This window comes from Paenibacillus sp. N119s, from assembly GCF_059447605.1.
On record NZ_JCAJRU010000059.1, the window covers coordinates 1 to 22,166 of the forward strand.

The 22,166-nt window shown below is 46.6% G+C and carries 16 protein-coding genes; 4 read left to right on the top strand and 12 right to left on the bottom strand.

The annotated features are described in order from the left end of the window. Both fdhF and AC5V8P_RS09505 read left to right on the top strand, forming a co-directional pair. Positions 1-2,666, top strand: a 2,666-nt coding sequence (gene fdhF / locus AC5V8P_RS09500; protein ID WP_495473610.1) for a formate dehydrogenase subunit alpha, incomplete at its 5' end; no start/stop codon positions are given. A 12-nt stretch (positions 2,667-2,678) separates the two neighbouring features. Next, complete coding sequence (locus AC5V8P_RS09505; protein WP_063210010.1) at positions 2,679-3,161, top strand: helical membrane plugin domain-containing protein; 483 nt, start codon at positions 2,679-2,681, stop codon at positions 3,159-3,161. Positions 3,162-3,243: 82 nt separating this feature from the next. On the opposite strand, the gene AC5V8P_RS09510 is transcribed toward AC5V8P_RS09505, so the two are convergent. From AC5V8P_RS09510 to AC5V8P_RS09535, 6 genes are all read right to left on the bottom strand, one after another. After that, positions 3,244-3,597 (bottom strand): hypothetical protein, encoded by a 354-nt coding sequence (locus AC5V8P_RS09510; RefSeq protein WP_064795978.1) that lies wholly within the window; start codon positions 3,595-3,597, stop codon positions 3,244-3,246. A gap of 144 nt (positions 3,598-3,741) precedes the next feature. Then, positions 3,742-4,743: a 2-keto-3-deoxygluconate transporter gene (kdgT, locus tag AC5V8P_RS09515; protein WP_064795977.1), complete on the bottom strand. Its 1,002-nt coding sequence runs from the start codon at positions 4,741-4,743 to the stop codon at positions 3,742-3,744. Positions 4,744-4,791: 48 nt separating this feature from the next. Continuing rightward, positions 4,792-5,802, bottom strand: coding sequence for a tripartite tricarboxylate transporter substrate binding protein (locus AC5V8P_RS09520; RefSeq protein WP_064795976.1), 1,011 nt, complete (start codon positions 5,800-5,802; stop codon positions 4,792-4,794). 132 nt (positions 5,803-5,934) lie between these two features. Then, positions 5,935-8,373 (bottom strand): AraC family transcriptional regulator, encoded by a 2,439-nt coding sequence (locus tag AC5V8P_RS09525; RefSeq protein ID WP_081276751.1) that lies wholly within the window; start codon positions 8,371-8,373, stop codon positions 5,935-5,937. Positions 8,374-8,580: 207 nt separating this feature from the next. Beyond that, entirely contained in the window at positions 8,581-10,245 is a 1,665-nt protein-coding gene (locus AC5V8P_RS09530) for a methyl-accepting chemotaxis protein (RefSeq protein WP_063210006.1), read from the bottom strand. 27 nt (positions 10,246-10,272) lie between these two features. Then, positions 10,273-11,277 carry a BMP family lipoprotein gene (locus tag AC5V8P_RS09535; protein WP_064795975.1) on the bottom strand — a complete coding sequence of 335 codons (1,005 nt, stop codon included), beginning with the start codon at positions 11,275-11,277 and terminating at the stop codon, positions 10,273-10,275. A 295-nt stretch (positions 11,278-11,572) separates the two neighbouring features. Between AC5V8P_RS09535 and AC5V8P_RS09540 the strand changes: the two genes are divergently transcribed. Continuing rightward, a complete protein-coding gene (locus tag AC5V8P_RS09540; protein WP_064795974.1) occupies positions 11,573-14,749 on the top strand; it encodes a bifunctional cytochrome P450/NADPH--P450 reductase in 3,177 nt (1,058 codons plus the stop codon). Positions 14,750-14,843: 94 nt separating this feature from the next. Here the strand turns inward: AC5V8P_RS09540 and AC5V8P_RS09545 are convergent, their stop codons facing one another. The 4 genes from AC5V8P_RS09545 to AC5V8P_RS09560 form a co-directional block, all read right to left on the bottom strand. Beyond that, positions 14,844-15,431 carry a restriction endonuclease gene (locus AC5V8P_RS09545; protein WP_064795973.1) on the bottom strand — a complete coding sequence of 196 codons (588 nt, stop codon included), beginning with the start codon at positions 15,429-15,431 and terminating at the stop codon, positions 14,844-14,846. Positions 15,432-15,597: 166 nt separating this feature from the next. After that, entirely contained in the window at positions 15,598-17,007 is a 1,410-nt protein-coding gene (gene aspA, locus AC5V8P_RS09550; protein ID WP_064795972.1) for an aspartate ammonia-lyase, read from the bottom strand. Between the two features lie 199 nt (positions 17,008-17,206). Next, positions 17,207-17,737, bottom strand: a complete 531-nt coding sequence (locus AC5V8P_RS09555) for a GNAT family N-acetyltransferase (RefSeq protein ID WP_063210002.1) — start codon at positions 17,735-17,737, stop codon at positions 17,207-17,209. Between the two features lie 106 nt (positions 17,738-17,843). Beyond that, positions 17,844-18,248, bottom strand: coding sequence for a VOC family protein (locus AC5V8P_RS09560; protein WP_063210001.1), 405 nt, complete (start codon positions 18,246-18,248; stop codon positions 17,844-17,846). Between the two features lie 390 nt (positions 18,249-18,638). On the opposite strand from AC5V8P_RS09560, the gene AC5V8P_RS09565 reads away from it, so the two are divergent. Then, positions 18,639-19,802, top strand: coding sequence for an aminotransferase A (locus AC5V8P_RS09565; RefSeq protein ID WP_063210000.1), 1,164 nt, complete (start codon positions 18,639-18,641; stop codon positions 19,800-19,802). 505 nt (positions 19,803-20,307) lie between these two features. Here the strand turns inward: AC5V8P_RS09565 and AC5V8P_RS09570 are convergent. Together AC5V8P_RS09570 and AC5V8P_RS09575 are read right to left on the bottom strand one after the other, a co-directional pair. Next, positions 20,308-21,381, bottom strand: a complete 1,074-nt coding sequence (locus tag AC5V8P_RS09570; RefSeq protein ID WP_064795971.1) for an ABC transporter substrate-binding protein — start codon at positions 21,379-21,381, stop codon at positions 20,308-20,310. Next, positions 21,378-22,166 (bottom strand): ABC transporter permease (locus AC5V8P_RS09575; protein ID WP_495473611.1); only part of this gene is annotated, 789 nt, incomplete at its 5' end. The genes AC5V8P_RS09575 and AC5V8P_RS09570, both read right to left, overlap by 4 nt.

The following is a 22,166-nucleotide window of genomic DNA, read 5'->3' on the forward strand; positions in this document are numbered from 1 at the left end:
TGGAAAATCACCTCCTCTACTGTACAGTATGCGATAACAACAACGGTAATTGTACTTTGCATAACACTGCAGAGCTTATGGAAATTGAACATCAAAAATATCCGTATCGACCGAAGGTTGACCCTACAGAAGTGGATATGTCCCACCCTTTTTACCGCTATGATCCCAATCAATGTATTGCATGCGGCCAATGTGTAGAGGTATGTCAGAATCTTCAGGTCAATGAAACATTGTCCCTCGATTGGGAAGCCGAACGCCCTCGCGTGATCTGGGACGCTGGGGTTGCCATTAACGATTCCTCCTGCGTCAGCTGCGGTCAATGTGTAACGGTCTGTCCATGCAATGCCTTGATGGAGAAATCCATGCTGGGAGAGGCTGGCTTCATGAGCGGCATAAATAAGGATTTGTTAAATCCGATGGTGGATTTAATTAAGGAAGTAGAACCAGGCTACAGCGGAATTTTTGCAATTTCGGAAGCCGAAGCAGCGATGCGTGAAACCCGCACGAAAAAAACAAAAACCGTCTGTACGTTTTGCGGTGTAGGTTGCAGCTTTGAAGTTTGGACTAAAGGCCGCAAAATTTTGAAGGTACAGCCTACCTCCAAGGGGCCTGTTAACGGCATCTCGACCTGTGTTAAGGGGAAATTCGGCTGGGATTTTGTGAATAGCGATCAGCGTTTGACCTCGCCGTTAATTCGTCAAGGAGACGAATTCGTGGAAGCAACCTGGGAAGAAGCCTTGAGCCTGATGGCCAGTAAAATGGGAGCGATTAAAGAAAACTACGGCGGCGAGGCACTCGGTTTTATTTCTTCATCCAAATTTACCAATGAAGAAAATTATCTGATGCAAAAGCTGGCTCGTCAGGTGTTTCAAACGAATAACGTTGATAACTGCTCACGATATTGCCAATCTCCTGCATCATGGGGGTTGCAATACACCGGAGGCATCGGTGGGGACAGCGGTACGATCAAAGACATTGCCTCAGCAGGCTTGGTCATACTGGTCGGCTGTGCGCCGGGAGAAGGACATCCAGTGCTGGCTACCCGTATCAAACGTGCGCATAAGCTGCATGGTCAAAAGTTGATCTCCGTCGACCTGCGCAAGCATGAAATGGCAGAACGCGCAGATCTGTTCATGCGTCCGAAGCAAGGTACTGATTATGTGTGGTTATCTGCTGTAGCCAAATACATCATTGAGCAAAACTGGCATGATGCTAAATTCATCGAGGAACATGTAAATTTCTATCCTGAATATTTGAAATTGCTGGAGCGTTTCACCCTGGAATTCGCCGAACAGGAGACCGGCCTTTCCAAAGAGACGCTGATTCAGGTAGCAAACATGATTCACGAAGCAGACGGCACAGCCATTTGCTGGGGTATGGGTGTGACGCAAAACATCGCGGGCTCCTACACTTCAATTGCAATTGCCAACCTGCTGCTGGTGACTGGCAACTTTATGCGTCCAGGCGCAGGCGCATATCCGCTGCGCGGACATAACAATGTTCAGGGTGCTGCCGATATGGGCACAATGCCGGATATTTTTCCTGGCTATCAGCCTGTAACGAACGATGCCATTCGTGCCAAGTTCGAAGCGGCTTACGGCGTACAAATTCCAAGTCAACGCGGACTAGATAACATTCAAATGCTGGAAGCCATTGAAACAGGTAAGCTCAAAGGGATGTATATTGCTGGGGAAGAGATGGCTTGGGTGGATGCGGACTCCAACCATACCCAAGAAATGCTGGCGAATTTGGATTTCCTTGTCGTGCAGGATGTATTTCTAAGCAAGACAGCTGAATTCGCTGATGTTATTTTGCCAGCTGTACCTTCACTCGAAAAAGACGGCACTTTCACGAACACCGAACGTCGTGTACAGCGTTTATATGAAGCACTGCGCCCTGTGGGAGACAGCAAACCGGATTGGTGGATTTTCAGCCAATTTGCCAAGCACATGGGATTTGATTGGGATTACAGTCATCCGAGCGAAATTTTTGAGGAGATGGCGGCGCTCACTCCATTTTTCTCCCAATGTAATTACGACGTATTGGAAGGCTGGAACAGCTTCCATTGGGGATCACCGGACGGCAGCAACACACCGCTCCTGCATACCAACGGCTTTAACTTTCCAGATAAAAAAGCACGCTTGGGACTCTTCGAATATGTACCACCAAAAGAGTACCCTGCTGAATTCGATCTGACCTTAAATAATGGTCGACTGCTCGAACAGTTTCATGAAGGAAATATGACGACCAAATCAGCAGGCATCCAGCTCAAACTGCCAAAAGTATTTGTGGAGGTGTCCCCTGAATTGGCTGAAGAGCGCGGAGTCACAGACGGATCGTTGGTTCGACTGGAATCTCCCTACGGTGCGGTAAAGCTGCATGTTCTGGTGACGGACCGGGTGCAAGGAACAGAAATTTATGTGCCGATGCACTCTACCAGCCATGAGGGAGCTGTCAATCTATTAACAGGTGGAGCATTCGATGTGATTACCCGTACACCGGCCTATAAACAAACTAAAGTACGGATGCAAGTTTTGGAGTTCGATGGTCAAAATCCGCTCCCAGCTATCAATCCTCGTTATAAAAAGCGGCATCCGCAAAATGGGGTTGAGGTGGATCGTAAGTGGAATCGTCCAGGTTACATTGATTTGGTAGATCAAAAATAAGGAGGTCAAACCATGGCTAAGCCTATTTCAATTGTGAGAAAACGTGTTTTGACTGCAGAAGAACGGCAAAAACAATCGCTGGATCAACTTACTGCCAATCTGGCAGATAATGGGGAGGCATTGCAGAAAACGCTTGAAATTGTACGCGAACTACACGACAGCGGTTTGCTCGAAGCAGCTCAGTCTATGCTAAAAGCCAAAGAAGCCATCGCCCAAATCGCTGTGGGACAAGCGACACGCAAGCCTGTAACGAATGTGATCAATAATCTGATGGGTGCAGCAGGAATGCTGTCCGAGGTAGACCCCGAGCTGATGAAAAAACTGGCAAGCAGCGTCACTACAGGTCTGAATGAAGCCGAAGAGCATCTAAAGCAGAATAAAAAGACTCGGCTGCGCGATCTTATGAAGGCCATGAATGACCCGGATGTAAACCGGGCAATGGGGTTCGGTATTCATTTTCTCAAAGGCATGGGAAAAGGTTTGTCTGATCAATAGTTTAATAGACATGAAGATTGAAGACTACTGACCACAGACAATAAAAAGAGCTGGCTCCGAAAATGGGGACAGCTCTTTTTATTTATTTTTTATCCACTTGCAACAACGTCACCGTTTTATGAGAAACGGCATCTTTTATTTGCTCGTCTGCGATGACCTTAAGCTTTAGCAAGCTGGCAATTTTTGAAGAATCCGGTTTTGAAAACAATCGCCATAGTTGAGGATCGGGCAATGCATCATACAATCTCGCATGATCGTATTCCTTGCGCTGCTGTTCTACAATCCTGACCCGGTAGTTGCCAATTTCCCAATCGGATACTTCCTGCTGTGCACAATGAGCGGTAATGTCATTACGCAAATCAGCCAATTCGCCTTCAATTTCTTTTTGCTTTTGCTTCAACTGGTAATAGCGACGCACCTTGTTTTCCAATTCCATCACGCTCCTCTGCTTACATATGTATGTTGGCAGAAGCGTTTTAGGACAAGTTTATAACGTTAGAATAAAAGGTGTAACTGTGACTGAGACAGCATTTCCCGGGTAATGGCAACGTCGATCCATTGAGCCTTCATCATTCAAACTTTATTTAGGTATATTTGTCCTTGGAGTTATAGGCCCTGCTTTCTTAGAATCCTCCTTTCGCTTCATATAATTGGCCCAGTATGCCGTCAGAATTGGCACCAAAATGGAGGTCACTATGACCGAAGCGGCTACTAATGCCGTTGCAGATTGCGCAACAGGCAAAAATTCAGGCTTGATATTGGCAACAATGACTGGATTTGCTACTGCTGCGCCTGCTGTGCTGGAGGCAGCAATCCCTGCCGTACCGTTGCCACCACCAATATATTTATCTGCCAGAATCAGGGGAATACCTGTAATGAAAATTACAGAAATACCTAATAGAATACCTAGCACACCTGTCTGGACAATAACACTCAGATCAATGGAACAACCCAGTGCAAAACCGAAAAATGGAATCAGAGCCTGTGTCGCGTTCCCAAAATATTTGCGGAAATCATGATCCAAGTTGCCCAGCGTAAAGCCGACCAAAAATGGTAATACGGCCCCAACAAATGTTTGTGGTTCAAAAACGGCCAATCCCGTACTTCCTAGAATAAGCATGGTCACCAATGGACCTGATTCCAGAGACATCAGCACGAATGCTCCTGCCTCTTCCTTAGAACCATACTGCTGCATAATGGAGGCGTAGAGCCCGCCGTTCGTCATATCCATAGCCGAGATCAGCGCCAGCACGGACAAGCCTGCAAATAGCCCGCTTTCTATGCCGCCAACAGGCAGCAATCTAGACGCAATAATCGCCACAACCCAGGCGACCGCGATTTTAGTCAATACGAGCGTTCCCGATTTACGCAATACAGTGCCTGTCGCCCGCACATCTATGGAAGCACCCATACAAAAAAACCACACTGCCAAAATGGGCACCGTACCGGTCATCAACCCTTTGGTAAAAGATCCAAAATAATCGCCTGCCCATGGAGTAAACGTATGAAAAAGTGCGCCAATAAACAGCGGCACCAGCATGATGCCCCCTGGAATCTTATCGATGTTTTGTTTAATTCTCATAACTTCATTCAACCCTTTCGTTTTTGCCAATGCAAAAACAAGGCCGTTTTACTTGCGGCTTAAGCCGAGTTCAGGAATTAATTTGGCGAAAGTATCATGACTATCCTTCAGTTGACGTGCGAATGCCTCTGCATTTTGGACACGCAACCCTAACCCATGCTTCCGCATTTCCTCCCTGAATTGTTCGTCTTTCGTCCCCTTGATCAGTGCATCCACCAGCGTTTGAGCCACTTCATTCGGTGTATCCTTGGGTACAGCCAGCCCTCTCCAGGTGCCGATAAAATGGACACGCAGCCCAGTCGCCTGGTGAAGGGTTGGTACCTTTGGAAACGCTTCCGAAATAGTATCTGCCTGGATCGCCAATATGCGAAGTTTTCCTTCGTCCACGTATTTCTTCACTTCTGCGGGACTGACAGGTACAGCATCCACGAATCCGCTCATTAACGCAGAAACGGCGGGGCCTGCTCCCTCATAAGGGATATGGGTGAAGCGGACTCCGCTTTTCTGCTCCAGCATCGCAGCAGCGAGGTGCCAGATACTTCCTGTGCCTGCATTCCCCATTTTTAGCTTGCCTGGATGAGTCCTAGCATCCTCTAAAAATGCCTCCGCTGTCTCCCACGGGGCATCCGCCCGGACCGTAATAGCAGAAGGGTCCATATTCGTTTGAAGCAGCGGTTTAAAGCGCTCATAGGTGATCGGCAGCAGCCCCAAATGTGGCAATGTAGTCAGTTCAGCGACCAGATACGTTACGGTATAACCGTCCGCCTGCGCCTCAGCTCCCTCCATTAGCCCGACAGAACCGCCGCCGCCTGTTCGATTAACGACGATGATCGGCTGTCCGAGATGCTTTTCGGCGGCTTTTGCCAACGCTCTTGCGGTAATATCCGTACCACCCCCCGCTGCATATGGAACGACAAGTGTTACTGGCTTCGCAGGAAATACACCACGGCTGTGATCTTGAAGGGTGCGGTGATCTACATACTCACTGATACTCAAGGCAGAAAGCATAGCCACTCCTGCCGCAACCAGCACATATTTTTGCCATGACTTTTTCTTCATTACCTTTCCTCTTCTCCACAATTGAACTGGGCCCATCATCTTGCGCCCGTTGTCACCTCCAACGTTTTCGGTCATATTGTTCACGCTTACATGAAGTCAATGTACCGCAACGTGGAGATCCACATCCATCATCTAATTTTTGTGTTTATCTTCAATTTCACCAAAGCATCGATTTTCTGACCGATCTGCATATTCATTAGAAGATTTGTTGATTTGTCTGAACTTCCCTGGGGTCACTTGTTTATACTTGCGGAATACACGAATAAAGCTGTTCTCGTTTCGATACCCGACCTGCTCTGCAATTTCACCAATTTTCAAATGCGTTTCACACAGCAATATGCATGCCTTTTTGACACGTAATGCTGTCAAATAGTCATATACGGTAGTTCCCGTTTCCTCCTTGAACATGCTGCTCACTGAGGACACGCTCATGTGAACATGAGCCGCAATTTCCTGAAGCCCGATGTTCAGATGCAGATGATGTTCCATATATTCGATCATCTCTTGTACACGTACAAAATCTTTGGACTGTTGGCGTCCGTGCCACTTTTCTTCAATATCAGTCAACATGATGGCCAGCAGAGCCTCAATGTCTTGAAGGTCTAGCGTCAAAATCTGATTCCAATGATAATCAGCAAGCTGATCAGGTGGTGTCACGCTCTGAGTGGCACACCATTTTAGCAAATCTTCCAGCAGTTCATGAACAAATAGGTAGACCTGGCGTGGAGATGTCCTATAGTGTCGAAGTTCTTCTACCCACTGACTGACTAGTTTTGCACTTGCACCAGGTTCCTGTGACTCCACAGCACGAATCAGATCCACACGCCGATGGTCCAGTAATCTTGCATCCTTAGCCTGATCCTGTGGCTGCACATCCATTATGCAATCCTGTTTCACATTTATGCTGCTTCTATTCATATGTGAGCGTCCATACCCCTTATACAAACGCAAATTAAGCGCCTCTTTTCCCTGTATAAAAGACGCCCGTACCTCTTGAATATCTGTGACCCTATGGCCAATCCCTACCGAAATAGTCATGGGAAGATACTCACCGACCACCTGAATTAGCCTGTCAACGCCCTTGCGAAGCCATGCTCTCTCTTTGGCTGCTCCCTCCGCTCCAACTTCATTTATACTCTCCCTGAGCTGCAACAGGACAACCAGACCACTCTCCTCCTCCGGCGCACTGACTGCTTTCCACTGAGGCTCAAGCAATTCCAGTAAAATATTGTTTAGCGCATATTTGAGCAGCATTTTGTCCTCTTCTGGAAAGCTTGCGGTCCACATAGAATACCGATCAATCGACACGACCATAACAACCAAAGATTTACCGTCCCAATCGGAAAAATACTGCTCCCATTTCGTACGCATTTCCTGTATACCCATTCTACGCTGGAAAACATCTTCTATATATTTGGATCGCAGCTCCGGCAAGCTTCGCTCTACCACCAATGATTTGCGATGAAATTCTCCAACTAACTTGCTAATCACGGGTTCCAGATCATACAAACCTCCCTGGCGTGTTCCTTTATTGCCTGAATTCAGGAGACTATTAATTTTTTTCATGGGGCGAAAAGCTGCATAATTGTAATAGTACACCGCTGAGCACCCAGCCAGAATAGAGATCAAGGCCAGCCACAGCATCATATTACGCGCCAGCTTCACATTTTTCAGTAGCTTGTCCATCGGTACGAGGGATACTAGACGCCAGCCCGTGACATCGGAGAAGGTCTGGTTCGCCATGTATTCCATATCTCCAATTTCTACATAAGCATAAGGATTCACATCCAGCTCTTTCAAAACCCTGCCCATATCATTTAAGGGTAAGGACGATCTCAGTTTGGGATAGATCAACTCCCCCTCCAGATCATAGACATATTGCGAGTTGGATAAATGAATATACAGTTTGGAAAAAAAACGGTCGTAATCCAGATTGATTAACACCGCACCCATGACCTGTCCATTCTCAACTATAGGCCTAGCCAGCGAGAGCAGCTCTATCGTGCCATGTTGTTGATCCGTGCCATACCATCTCCGCTTAATCAGCAACGGCTTTTTTTGGATGTCCTGAATCCAGGGAACCCAGGTTGTATCCGGTGCTTGATTCCAATCGGGAAAATAACCATAATTGCTGGAGATGAGAGCATGATTGTCCAAAGAAATGATATCAACCGAGTGAATTTCTTCATGCGAAGAAAGGGTTTTCAAATATTTCTGAAGCCGTTCTATGACAGTAGCGTTGTTGGATAACGACTTTCCATCCTTTGAGACACGTACAAAAGGCGCTACATTCGGATGATAAGCCGCATCCAGCGCCTTGTTATCTGATTCACGAAAAGCCCGATTGGTCACATCCAGATTGATTTGCAGCAATTCTATATTGGGTGTGTTCAGCTCAGTGTCCAAACCTTCACGATATCTTGAATACGATAGCAAGCCGATCACGCTGATCACGAGCGACACGCACAGGGTGAGCAGCAAAATCAGTCTTGTCTGCTTATTTTTCAGTATCAATCGAAGCTTAAGTCGCAGCATTTCTGTAACTTCATCCTTCCGGTATACGCTATCCATCTTCCTATAACCCACATCATCAGATGAGATATTACCTTTTACATCTATTTGACGCATGAAGTGGAATTTCCTGCCTATATACATCAAACTTAGCAAAAGTTACATCATTCAAATAAAAAAGAAGAAGTCTCCCTGTAGAGGGTGAACTTCTTCTTTATGTACTACTAATATTGATTGTTCAGCAGCATAGATATCCATATTATAATGTTAGCTCGTCTTTTCCACCTGAAAACGATCCAGCTCCCGCTGCATTTCCTCGCGAATCTGGCGAAGCTCCTTTACCTTCTCAGCCGATTCCTCGAAGGAACGCTTCTGCTCCACCGTGGAAGCCGTAATCTCTTCACTGCCTGCGGCGGACTGCTGGGTGATTGCACTAATATTTTCGATAGCTTGCTGCACCTGTACACTCAGTTCTCGCGATACATTCATGTCCATGGATAACTTGCTGATTTGGCCAGCAATTTGCTGCACTTTGCCACTAATCTCTCTGAATGATTCTCCGGTGGAGGAGGTTGCCTTCTCCTGCTCGCGGAACAGCTCCTGACTTTGCTGCACAGAGGTCTTTACCTTATCCATAGCCAGCGTGATGCCCTCAACAGCGGTATAAATTTTCTTTACAGCAGATTCAGATTGATTCGCCAGCTTTTTCACTTCATTGGCAACCACCGCAAAGCCTTTTCCCGCTTCACCTGCACGTGCAGCCTCAATCGAAGCATTCAAGGACAACAACGACGTCTGGCTGGCAATTTCAGATACATAACCGGTCATCGTCGTGATCTCGGCTGCATTAGATTCCAGCTCCCTAACGGTTTGCTCCACTTCGGACATTGCTGAACGATTCTCCGCAACGATTCGCATTTGGTCCGTCATGACACGCGTCCCCTGCTCAATGACAAGCAAAGCATCCTCACTATACGCGGTGGATTGCGTAGTCTCCAGTAGATTGGATTCAAACTTCTGCTGCATCTCATCTACAACACCAACCGTCGACGAAAGGTCCTCAGCAATTTTCTGGCTACCTATCGCAAGTTCCTCTGTTGATGTGCTGACTTGTGTCACAATCTCCTTCATGGCCTCATTGTGCTGATCAATATCCCGAGCCATCAGATCGACACGATTACCCGCCTGATCAATGGAGAGTACAATGCTGCGCAAATTCCCGATCATAACACGGAACGATTCATTGAGTTCGTCCAGCTCATCGCGGCCCTTGGTTTGAGCGAGTTGAACGATTAAATTTCCTTCAGCAATTTGCTTCGCAGCCTCCGTTAACTTGCGGGTTCTCAGCGCAAGCTGCCTGGAGGTATATGTATTGTATAGCCCAACGGCCACCAGAAGTAGAACTGCACCTGCCAAGGCCAATTGCCAAGTAAAACGAATACTCTTGGTCAACTCTTCTGTGTATTGGTCGTAACGCGCCTTGGTCAATAGATCCAGCATAAATACATCGTTCTGAATCCCCTGGGCACGCATGGCCTCTCGTTTGGACTCCGGGCTGTTTTGAGCACTCATCGCTTTTTCCGTTGCTGCTTTCAATTGGCTGAATTTAGTTTTAATCGTATCCAGTCGCTTTTGCTGCGCTTCGGTCTGCATCATGCCTTGTGAAAGCAAAGCAATTGTCTTTTCAGACTGAGACAGCTGATTTTGCACATCGGCTTTGTTGCTCTCTGTCATCGAAGTAGAGTAATTTTGCAGCGCCTGCCCTGACTGAATCAGATAGGCATTGAGCTGCTGTACATTCAACATGGCCGGAACAAGATTACTGCTCTGAGCGTTAATACGTAATAATTCAAAAATGATATAAGCTACTAAAGCCAGGCAAGCGATCAGGGAAATCATCGCGTTTAGCACCAGTTTTCCTTGCAGTTTCATCAGCATTCATCCTCCGTTGTCGAACATTTATTGGGTAGGTACAGTAAGTGTGCCGGATTTGATTTTTTCCATTAAATCATCCATCACCTTTTGCTGCTCCGGCTTCAGTGTCACGATACGAATAGGCGCCAAACCTATACCATTTTCCGCAAGCCCAAACACCATGTCCTTCTCTGTAAATGTTCTTTGATGCTCTGCAAAGCCTTTGACGACTGTATAAATTGCACTATCTACATTTTTAATCATCGAGGTCACTACCGCTTTTTCCGCAATAAAAAACTGGTCGCTATCGACCCCGATGGCGAATTTGTGCTGCTTTTGTGCTTCCTGTAATGCACCTACACCGGTTAGTCCTGCTGCTGCAAAAATGACATCAATCTGATCCTGATTAATCATGTCATTCGCAATTTTTGTTCCCAGCTCCGGCTTGCCAAAATCCCCTGCATACGTTGCCGTAACTTTGGCATTCGGCTTGACTGATTGCACCCCTGCGCGATACCCAACCTCAAACTTTTTTAATAGAGGCGATTCCGCTCCTCCGAGAAAACCCACCTGCTCGGTGCGACTCGTCAAACCGGCAACGACCCCAGCCATAAAACTTCCCTCTTCTGCTTTGAATGAAATAGAGGCCACATTCGGTAAATCCGACTTCTCATCCACGATTAAAAATTTACGATCCGGGTACTTTTTGGCAGTAGATTCCAAACTATCCTTCACCATATAACCCAGTCCAATGATTAAATCGGCTTTTTCTTGGGCAAGCTGCTCAAAAGCTGCATCATACGTCTTGGTCTCCGTGATTTCCCGGTATTCAAAAACAATCTTTCCTTCATCCCGTGCCTTGACCAAACCTCGAAAAGCAGCGTCACTGTAAGATTGGTCACCCAGACCGATATCTGACAGCACGATTCCCACTTTAATGGGCTGGGGCTTGGTTTGTGCGGCCGATTGCCCACATGCACTTAGCAATAATGCAAAGATTATAACCATGGGAAGCCACCTAAAAGTTAATAATACAACTTGCTTTTTCATGACTTATCACCTCATCCTAATTTGGAAATTCCCAACATCTTTATATCGGTTATAAAAGCAGATTTTTTCATAAGAGTTTCTGTAAATTCATTGTTAATAGAAGTGTGATAAGCGTGATGCTTTTGTTCCTTATGTAAAAAATGTATATTTTGTACTGTTTTTATTATACGAACTGTCTAAATTCATTGATTTCCGTTTATCTCGAAAGATTAAAGTGTAATTTCCATTGAAAAACCTAGGTAGTTTGAAACTGAAACTATCACTCTAGTTCTATTTGAAAGGAGCAACATTTAAAATGACTTCAACCCCTTTAATTCCACAGCCTAAAACTTATGGCCCCTTAGGTAATCTACCCTTGATCGATACACATGCCCCTGTCCAGTCTTTGGTTAAGCTTGCTAATGAGTACGGTCCCATTTTTCGCATGGATCTGCCTGAAGGAACGAACATTTATATTTCCGGCCATAAGCTGGTCGCAGATGCCTGTGATGAATCCCGTTTTGACAAACAAGTGTGGGCACCATTACAAAAGGTACGAGCTTTTGCCGGAGACGGACTATTCACAAGCTGGACTGAGGAACCGAACTGGCGCAAGGCCCACCAAATATTGCTGCCAAGCTTCAGTCAGCGGGCCATGAAGGGTTACCACAATATGATGCTTGATCTTGCTGTTCAGCTGGTACAAAAATGGTCGCGACTCAATCCCGATGAAAGTGTAGAGGTACCGGAAGATATGACCCGGCTGACCTTGGATACCATCGGATTATGCGGCTTTAATTATCGTTTTAACAGCTTTTACCGTGATCAGCCCCATCCGTTCGTGACCAGTATGACACGCGCACTGGATGAAGCGATGAGTCAGCTGCAACGCCTCAATTTGCAAAACAAGCTGATGTTATCGAAGAAAAAGCAGTTTAAACACGACATCGAAACGATGTTCTCTCTGGTGGACAGTATTATTCAAGAACGCAAAACCATGGGCAACCAAGGGGAAGAGGATTTACTGGCACGTATGCTGGAGGGCAAGGACCCGGAAACCGGTGAAACGCTGGATGATGAAAATATCCGCTATCAGATCATCACCTTTCTCATCGCCGGTCATGAAACGACCAGTGGGCTTTTATCCTTTGCCATTTACTATTTGCTTAAAAATCCGCGGACGCTAACCAAAGCATATGAGGAAGTAGATCGCGTGCTCACTGATTCGCTGCCTTCCTATACTCAGGTGCGTGAACTCAAGTACATAAGGATGATACTGAATGAAGCTTTGCGACTGTGGCCGACAGCGCCCGCCTTCTCTCTCTATGCCAAAGAAGACACGCTGCTAGACGGAACCTACCCACTTAAAAAAGGGGACAGCGTCAATGTACTCATCCCGAAACTGCACCGTGATACCGAGGCTTGGGGCGATGACGTTGAGGAATTTAGACCGGAACGCTTCGAGGACCCATCCGCCATTCCGCAAGATGCCTACAAACCGTTTGGCAACGGTCAACGCGCCTGTATTGGACAACAGTTTGCCCTACAGGAGGCCACCCTTGTGCTGGGGATGGTACTAAAACATTTTGAGCTGATTGATCATACTAATTATGAGTTGAAAGTCAAAGAAACGCTTACGCTCAAGCCAGAAGGCTTCACCATTCAAGTACGTCCACGCAGCCCACAGACTACCGTCATGCTGCCAGGAGCTGCTCAAGAACTTCATGAAAAGGAGGAACAAAAAGTTGCAGCCCCTCATGCCAAAAAGCATGGTACCCCTTTGTTATCTTTGTACGGCTCGAATCTGGGTACAGCTGAGGGACTTGCAGGCGAATTAGCCGATTCAGGTCGGAATTGGGGTTTTAACAGTAGCATAGCAACTCTCAATGATTGTGTGGAGAATTTATCTAAAGAAGGCGTGGTACTTATTACGACCGCATCTTATAACGGACATCCACCGGATAATGCGGATGCCTTTGTAAAATGGTTGGAGCAGGCAGGCGAGGGAAAATTGGCAGGCGTAAGGTACGCTGTCTTTGGTTGTGGCGATCGTAATTGGGCCAGCACATATCAGCGTATTCCAAGAAAGATCGACGAGCTAATGGCTGCCAAAGGAGCAAAGCGACTGTATGACCGGGGTGAGGGCGATGCCAGTGGTGACTTCGAGAAGGATTGGGAAGCCTGGAACCACGGCTTATGGCCGGAATTGCTGAATGCTTTCGGGATAGAGCACAGTGATACAGAGCCACAGGACACCAATAGTCTGAGCATAGAGTTTGTAAGCGGCGTACTTAGCGCTCCTCTGGCGGCCAACTATGAGGCAGCTACTGCCATTGTTACCGTCAATCGTGAACTGCTTGCTGCTGAAAGTGAACGCAGTACACGACATCTGGAAATCAAATTACCAACCGAATTATCCTATCGCGAGGGTGATCATCTTGGTGTATTGCCGCGTAATCCCGCTTCGCTGGTGAATAGGGTGATGCAACGATTTCATTTACAGGATCAAGACTATATCGTCTTGAGAGGCAGTGACCGGGATGCGGCACATCTCCCTTTAGATCGACCTGTAAGCGTAGAAGATTTGCTCACTCTCAGTGTGGAACTGCAAGAACCGGCGACAAGAGCCCAGCTACGGCAGCTGGCATCCTTTACAGTGTGTCCACCGCACAAGAAAGAAATCGAAGCTTTGCTGGAGGATACTACCTTTGATCAAGAAATACGACAGAAGCGCGTCACAATGCTGAATATTCTGGAAAAGTATCCAGCCTGCGAGTTGCCATTTGAAAACTTTATCTCGCTGTTACCCCCACTCAAGCCTAGATACTACTCCATCTCCAGTTCTCCACTTGAATCGGAGCATTCAGCGAGTATAACCGTGGGCGTCGTGCGTGGACCAGCCCGTAGCGGACAGGGTGAATACCTAGGAATTGCCTCCAATTATTTGGCACAGCTCCAACCAGATGATCCCACTGTGATTTTTGTGCGTAAGCCTCAGTCGGGCTTCCGTTTGCCGGAAGACCCGTCCGTGCCTATCATCATGGTCGGTCCGGGTACCGGGGTGGCACCATTCCGCGGCTTCCTCCAAACACGCCATGCACTTAAGGAGAGAGGGGAACAGCTCGGCGAAGCTCATCTATACTTTGGTTGCCGTAATCCAAAGCTCGACTATCTGTACAAGCAAGAGTTACAAGCCTGGGAGCAGGAAGGAATCGTGACGCTTCATACAGCCTTCTCACGTCTGCACGATCAACCCAAAAGATACGTACAGCATGTCATGAAGGAAGATGCAGACACTCTGATTCACTTGCTTGATGAAGGGGCTCATCTGTATGTATGCGGTGATGGCAGCCGTATGGCTCCCGATGTAGAAAACACCCTATGTGCAGCTTATGCGGAAGCACATCATACCAGTAAAGAAGAGGCACAGCAATGGTTGGATCGTCTCCAACAGGAACAACGCTATGCCAAGGATGTCTGGACAGGCATCTAATGATAACAGTATAAGAGCAGCAACATATTCAAAAATAAAAGGGACTGATTACTGAGCTTCAAGCTCGCCGCCAGTAGTTCAGTCCCCTTTATAATTATTTTCTACTCCATTTGGAAGCGATCACCTCTGCCTTACTTTCTATTACATCCATAACCTCCTCCCGGCGCTTTGACTTGAACATATCTATCATGTCTTCCAGATCACTGCGGTCCAATAATTTTACTCCGTTGACAGCTGCAAGTGTTTTACAGGATTCCGTATAACGACCGGAGGTGATAACTACAGACTTGTCCGCCGCATAATAACGCATAGAGGTGTAAATTTCCTGCACTGCACCCAAGCCGACCGGATGTTGTACAGCGTAACGCTTGGCTTGAATCACGACTCTAGCGCCTTCACGGTCTGTAAATACCAGATCCGCTCCAAAATCCCGACTGCTGGTCGTTTTATAAATGTCCTTATAGCCAAGTGCGGATAACAACCGCTGCAAGTAAAGCTCAAATTCCGAGCCATCCTCCATACGATCAATATCCTGAATTCCGATTTTGCGTGGGTCAAGCTCTCGTAAAATCCGATTTCTGCGACCACGCATCATCCCCCTGATGATGAGCACAAGTAATAATAGTAATACAATGAGTCCTATTCCTAATTCCTTATATGCCGATATTTGCTCCAGCAGCATTCTTCTTCCCCTTTTCTACAGTAGGCATGCAGACGGTATATTCTCTTAGTTGAGTTACCGTTACCACCTATCACACAGATGCAGTTTACACAAAAGCAACCCCGCCGAATTCGACGGGGCTGCCTTCATTTTATCTCAAAGTTGCCAACATTCTAACTCTGCAATATTATTCGCGATTCAGCAAAGATTCTCCGGCAATCCCAGGCTGAGTCATCTGGTACGGGTCCAATATAATGTCCAATTCTTCCTCGGTTAGTACATTATACAGCAGACACAGCTCACGTACCGATTTGCCAGTCGTAATTGCTTCGCGGGCAATGCGTGACACGACCTCATATCCGAGATGCGGATTGAGGGCTGTAATAATACCTACACTGTTCTCCACATATTCACGGCACCGCTCCACATTTGCTTCAATTCCTTCCACGCAATGAATGCGGAAGACATTGAAGCCCTGCTTCATAATTTCCAGCGATTGCAGCAGATTGTAGACAAGTACAGGCTCCATCACATTCAGTTCCAGTTGACCCGCCTCCGAAGCCAGGCAGATCGTATGGTCATTACCAATAACCTGAAAGGCAATTTGGTTAATGACCTCACACATCACCGGATTTACCTTGCCCGGCATAATGGATGACCCCGGCTGACGAGCAGGCAGACTCAATTCTCCCAGACCCGCGCGAGGTCCTGAAGCCATCAAGCGGATGTCATTGGCCACCTTAGACATATTCATCATACATATTTTCAAGGCAGCAGACACTTCAGTATAGGCATCCGTATTTTGTGTGGCATCTACGAGATGTTCATCTGCTTCCAGAGGAAAGCCACTAACCTCTGCCAGTACCTCAGCGACACGCTGAATATAACGACGGTCTGCGTTCAAGCCTGTACCCACCGCTGTTGCACCCATATTAATGGTTAGCAGGTGATCTTTGGTTGCACGGACGCGTCCGATATCACGGCCCAGCACACGAGCATAAGCCTGAAACTCCTGCCCTAATCGGATCGGCACTGCATCCTGCAAGTGGGTTCTACCCATTTTAATCACACTATCAAACTCAGTGGCCTTGCGGGAAAAAGCTTCCTGAAGCTCACTCATGGTGACTAACAGCTTATCAATCATACTTAATACAGCCAAATGTACAGCCGTAGGAAAAGCATCGTTCGTCGATTGCGCCATATTAACGTGATTATTAGGACTGATCTCCTGATAGTCTCCTCGCTGCTTACCGATCAGCTCCAGCGCCCTGTTTGCAATCACTTCATTTGTATTCATATTAATGGACGTGCCTGCGCCGCCCTGAATCGGATCGACGATAAAATGATCATGCAACTGTCCTTGAATAATCTCGTCAGCAGCCTGAATAATGGCCTCTGCTTTGGGGCGATGTAAACGGGTTAGTTCCATGTTTACCGTCGCTGCTCCCTTTTTTACGATTGCCATGGCTTTAATCAACTCAGGATGCAATCGTTGGCCTGTGATTGGAAAATTCTCTTTTGCCCTTAGAGTTTGTACACCGTAATAAGCATCTGACGGCACTTCCTTGGTTCCTAAAAAATCATGTTCCAGCCTCATATTCTTTGATTCCTCCGCTGTATTTGCTACATTCTTCAATTCAGTACAGTCAAATGATATAAAAAGACCTTTTCGGATCTCCTCTTCATTATACGTTCCGATTCCCGTGCTTTACCAGTCGAATAAACGCGGAAAAAGGTTATGTAATCCTATGACAAGTTATGATTACCCGTATATCCCACGGTTATTCGGTAAATGCTCAGTTATGACTGGAATACGGATTTAATGACTTATAATAATATCGAGTGGCATGCAGTTGACCATCGGCTGATTGAGCATAGCCCGGTATAACACCAGCTTCCACAAACCCGATTGACTCGTATAGTCTATTAGAAGGATCTCCTACCCGCGTATCCAGCACCAGTAAGGTTCTATTCAGACGCACTGCCTCTTCTTCGGCTGCCTTCATTAACTGGCGTGCGATCCCAAGCCTGCGTCCAGACGGATGCACCATCAGCTTTGCAATTTCTGCACGATGTGTAGCGTTTGCTTTTTGTGCCAACTGAAGCTGAACTGTCCCAACAGGTACTCCGTCCTTCTCGGCTATCCATAGAACTACACCGTCCTCAAGCACACTGTTCCAATAAGCTGCTGCTTCCTGATACCCCAGTGGCGGTAAGAAACCTATAGATGCACCATCAGCAACCACGTCGATCAATAGCCGGCTTAATGAATCTGATAATACTTCGCTAATCTCTTGAACAGGGTAGATTCCTATTTCATTAGACATTGCAGTTCCTCCCGATAAGATCAATAACACGCAAGAAAGAAAATAAACTATCTTTTTAGGATAGCTTACTTTCCATGATACATCATTTGCTTTATCACTCTTGCTTCTATTGCTGCTCAGCCATATAAAATAATTCCCACAGATGACCATCCAAATCCTGAAAGCTCCATCCATACATAAAACCATGATCTTGAGGCTCATTTGAGGGCTTGCCACCTGCTTCCAAAGCTTTGCGAACGATCTCGTCTACCTTTTCTCGACTCTCGACCGAAAGAGCAACAATCGCTTCTGTGCTTTTCGTGGCATCTGAAATTTCCTTAGTAGTGAACGCTTTAAAACGTTCTTCAACCAATAGCATGACAAAAATATGCTCACTAACAACCATGCAGGTTGCATGTTCATCAGTAAACTGAGCGTTGAATTCAAATCCAATTGTAGTGAAAAAATCAATGGAGTGTTGCAGGTTTTTAACTGGTAGATTCACAAAAATTTGTTTAGCTGTTACTCCCACGACGCCTCACCTCTTCCTTCTACTTTATCATACGACTTCCCCACAAAAGATAACTTAACTATCTTATAAAGTCAATCAATCTGACATTTGTAACTGAACTAACAACCCTTACCTTTCCCGTAGTCTCACACCAAGAATAGGCTTGTACGCCAAAATGGTCTCAGATGTTTTTCCATCCTGAATCACTTGATCATCAACTCTTGGATATAGAAGCTGTTCCCCTCCCCAATTTCTCTATGATTACGCTTACAAACATATCCTATATTTAAGATACCACAAATTAGCCAATTTAGTACCTTAATTATGTAAAATGAATTCTTCTTGCCGTAGCATAATCAGATCATATTATTGTAAACTTGTTCTAATACAGAAAAAGGTGGCACACACGCTATGGAGCATTTGCTTAACGACCAGGTCAAAAATATTCAAATCAGCGGCATTCGCAAAATCGCCAATAAAGTTGCCGCATTACCCGGAACTTTGTCATTAACGATTGGACAGCCGGATTTTCCTACCCCTGCGCATATTATGGAAGCTGCCCATCGGGCGATTGATGAAGGACGAACCACTTATACACCTAATCCGGGACTGCCGGAATTACGAGAAGCCGCAGCAGCATTTGTAGCCCGCAAATACGGTCTGAATTACCGTGGACTGGATGAGGTTATCGTGACGAACGGAGCCAGTGAAGCGCTGGATATTACTCTTCGCACGATTTTGTCACCTGGAGACGAAGTTATTCTACCTGTACCGATCTATCCAGGATATGAGCCATTAATCCGTTTGTCAGGCGGCATTCCTGTGTTGGCTGATACCCGTAACAGCGGCTTTAAGCTAACGGCAGAGGTACTGGAACCGTATCTGACCGAGCGGACAAAGGCAGTCATTCTCGGTTATCCCTCGAATCCAACCGGACGAGTGATGAGCCGCAAAGAACTGGAAGCCGTTGCGGATTTGCTCAAGGAACGCGATTTGTTTATCATCTCGGATGAAATATACAGTGAACTGATTTACGATACACCGCACGTATCTATTGCAGCTCTTCCAGGTATGCGGGAGCGTACCATCGTTATTAACGGCCTGTCCAAATCACATTCGATGACGGGATGGCGCATTGGTTTTACACTTGCACCCGCTGAGATTACACAGCACATGGTCAAAGTGCATCAGTACAACGTGACCTGCGCTAGCTCAATTAGCCAATATGCAGCACTGGAAGCCCTGACCGTCGGGGTGGATGATGCACTTCCGATGCGTGAGGAGTATCGCAAACGTCGCGACTATGTACACAAAAGGCTGACGGACATGGGAATTCCGTTGGAGAAACCCGAGGGAGCCTTCTATCTTTTCCCTTCCATCGCCCATTTTGGATTAAGCTCGATGGACTTCACCTTGAAGCTGCTGGAAGAGCAAGGAGTGGCCGTCGTGCCGGGAGATGCCTTTTCTGCCTATGGTGAAGGTTACATTCGCTTATCTTACGCTTATGGACAGGATGTGCTGGAGCAAGGGTTGGATAAAATAGAGAGGTTTGTTAGAGGAATAGTAAGGGGTTAAGGTGGTTAGAGGCGCTACGCAGTCCATTTGATCTTCCGATCGCTGTTGCTGGGGGATTCTTTAATTGTATAAACATTTATAGGTAAGAATCCCACAGCAAAGGCGAACGCTGCCGCTTCTCCAGATTTAAATGGCCCGCTTGCTCACCGCCCGCCTTAAAGTCCCTCATTCCGCTAACATATGTGGGAGACGTAGGGTAAAAAAATACCCACCATATCGCCCGGTGGGTAAAAAAAACAGGCCCTTGAACCTTCTAAACAGATGGTTCAAGGGCCTGTTCGATCTTCCTACTCCCTCCGTCGGTGTGGGATTCATAGGTACGTCTTTAAGCACGGCGCAGCGAAGGGGGCGGAATGGTGCTGGACAAGCGAAGCGGTCGCCTTTAAATTCCAATTTTCACCTTTATGCGGTAATCATAAAAATCGGAATTTAACAGCGACGGTAAGCACCATCCGCCTCCGCAGCGACCTTTAAAACACCACCCCGTAATCCACACGCTACTCTCCTATTTTAAATGCATTTTGAATTGCAGGAACAATTCGTTATAGTGAGCGAGCATTCGCTTGCCTAGGTTATCGTATACTTCCAGCTTATCTGTAATTTCAGATGGAGGATAGAACCGCTCATCGCCAGAGATATCTTCAGGCAGCAATTTTTTTGCATCCTTATTCGGCGTGGAGTAACCTACAAATTCAGCATTCTGGGCGGCTACATCGGGCTGCAACATGAAATTAATGAACTTATGGGCCGCGTCTACATGAGTAGCCGTTTTTGGAATAACTATATTATCGAACCACAGATTGGACCCCTCATCTGGCACGATGTAATCCAGCTTATCGTTCTGATCCATGATTTCGGACGCATCACCAGACCATACAACTCCAGCAGCAGCCTCCTCGTTGGCCAGCAGCATTTTAATCTCGTCGCCAACCACAGCCTTGACGTTAGGTGCCAGCTTCTCCAGCTTCGTCAAAGCTTGCTGCAAATGCGCCTGGTTTGTATCATTCAAGGAATAGTGGAGACTGTTCAGTGACATGCCCATAATCTCCCTAGCACCATCAACCAGCAACAGGTTATTACGCAGCTTCGGGTCCCACAGGCCATCCCAGCTATGAAAATCAATACCTTTCGTCAACTCCGGGTTATACACGATGCCGACTGTACCCCAAAAATACGGAACCGAATATTGGTTATTGGGGTCAAACGAAAGGTTTAGATAATGAGAATCTACATGCTTCAAATTCGGCAGCTTGCTATGGTCCAATGGGAGCAGCAGATGTTCCTGCTTCATTTTAGCCAAAGCGTATTCCGAGGGCACCGCTACATCAAACGATGTTCCTCCCTGCTCGATTTTCGTCAGCATCGCCTCATTGGAATCAAATGTCTGATAAATGACGGTAATCCCCGTCTCCTTCTGAAACCGTACCAGCAGTTCCGGATCAATGTAGTCTCCCCAGTTGTATACTGTCAGTGTGTTCCCACCGGAGTAGCCTTGGCTGGAATTCAGCCACGCTGCCACGCCCATCAGGCCAAATGAGATAATAAAAATGGACAGAAACACGCGCACAAGCGACTTCATCTAGGCACCCCCATTTCCGCCGCAGGCTCTTTTTTTCCATTACGATTCGCCTTGCGCATAATAAAGTAGTAACCTACCACGAGCAGCACAGTAAACAGGAAAATGAGCGTGGACAGCGCATTGATCGACAAGGAAACCCCTTGACGGGCTCGTGAATATATTTCTACCGATAAGGTCGAATACCCACTTCCTGTCACAAAAAAGGTCACCGCAAAATCATCCAGCGAGTACGTTAACGCCATAAAAAAGCCCGCATAAATTCCTGGCTTGATAAAGGGCAAAATTACCTTAGTCAATACGTCCAGCCGGCTGGCACCCAAATCACGTGCAGCATCGACCAGAGATGGACTCATTTCCTGAAGCCGCGGCAAAATCATAATGACCGCAATCGGCACACTAAACGCAATATGGGATAACAAAACGGAGTAAAAACCCAACTTAATGCCAACCATCGTGAACAAAATGAGGAAGGAAGCGCCGATAATAACGTCCGGGTTCACGATCAGTACGTTATTGAGCGACAGCAGCGTATTTTTGACTCGGCGGTTCTGCATCTGATGAATAGCCAGCGCACCCATGATACCAATAATCGTAGCCAACGCAGATGAGAGCAAAGCAATGACCAAGGTGTTAATAACAATAATGATCAGGCGAGTGTCTGCAAACACCTCTTTGTAATATTGAAGTGTAAAGCCTTCAAACTCGTGCATGGTCCCACCGCTGTTGAAGGAATAGTACATCAAATACAAGATAGGCGCATACAACACGAGAAAAACAAGCATCAA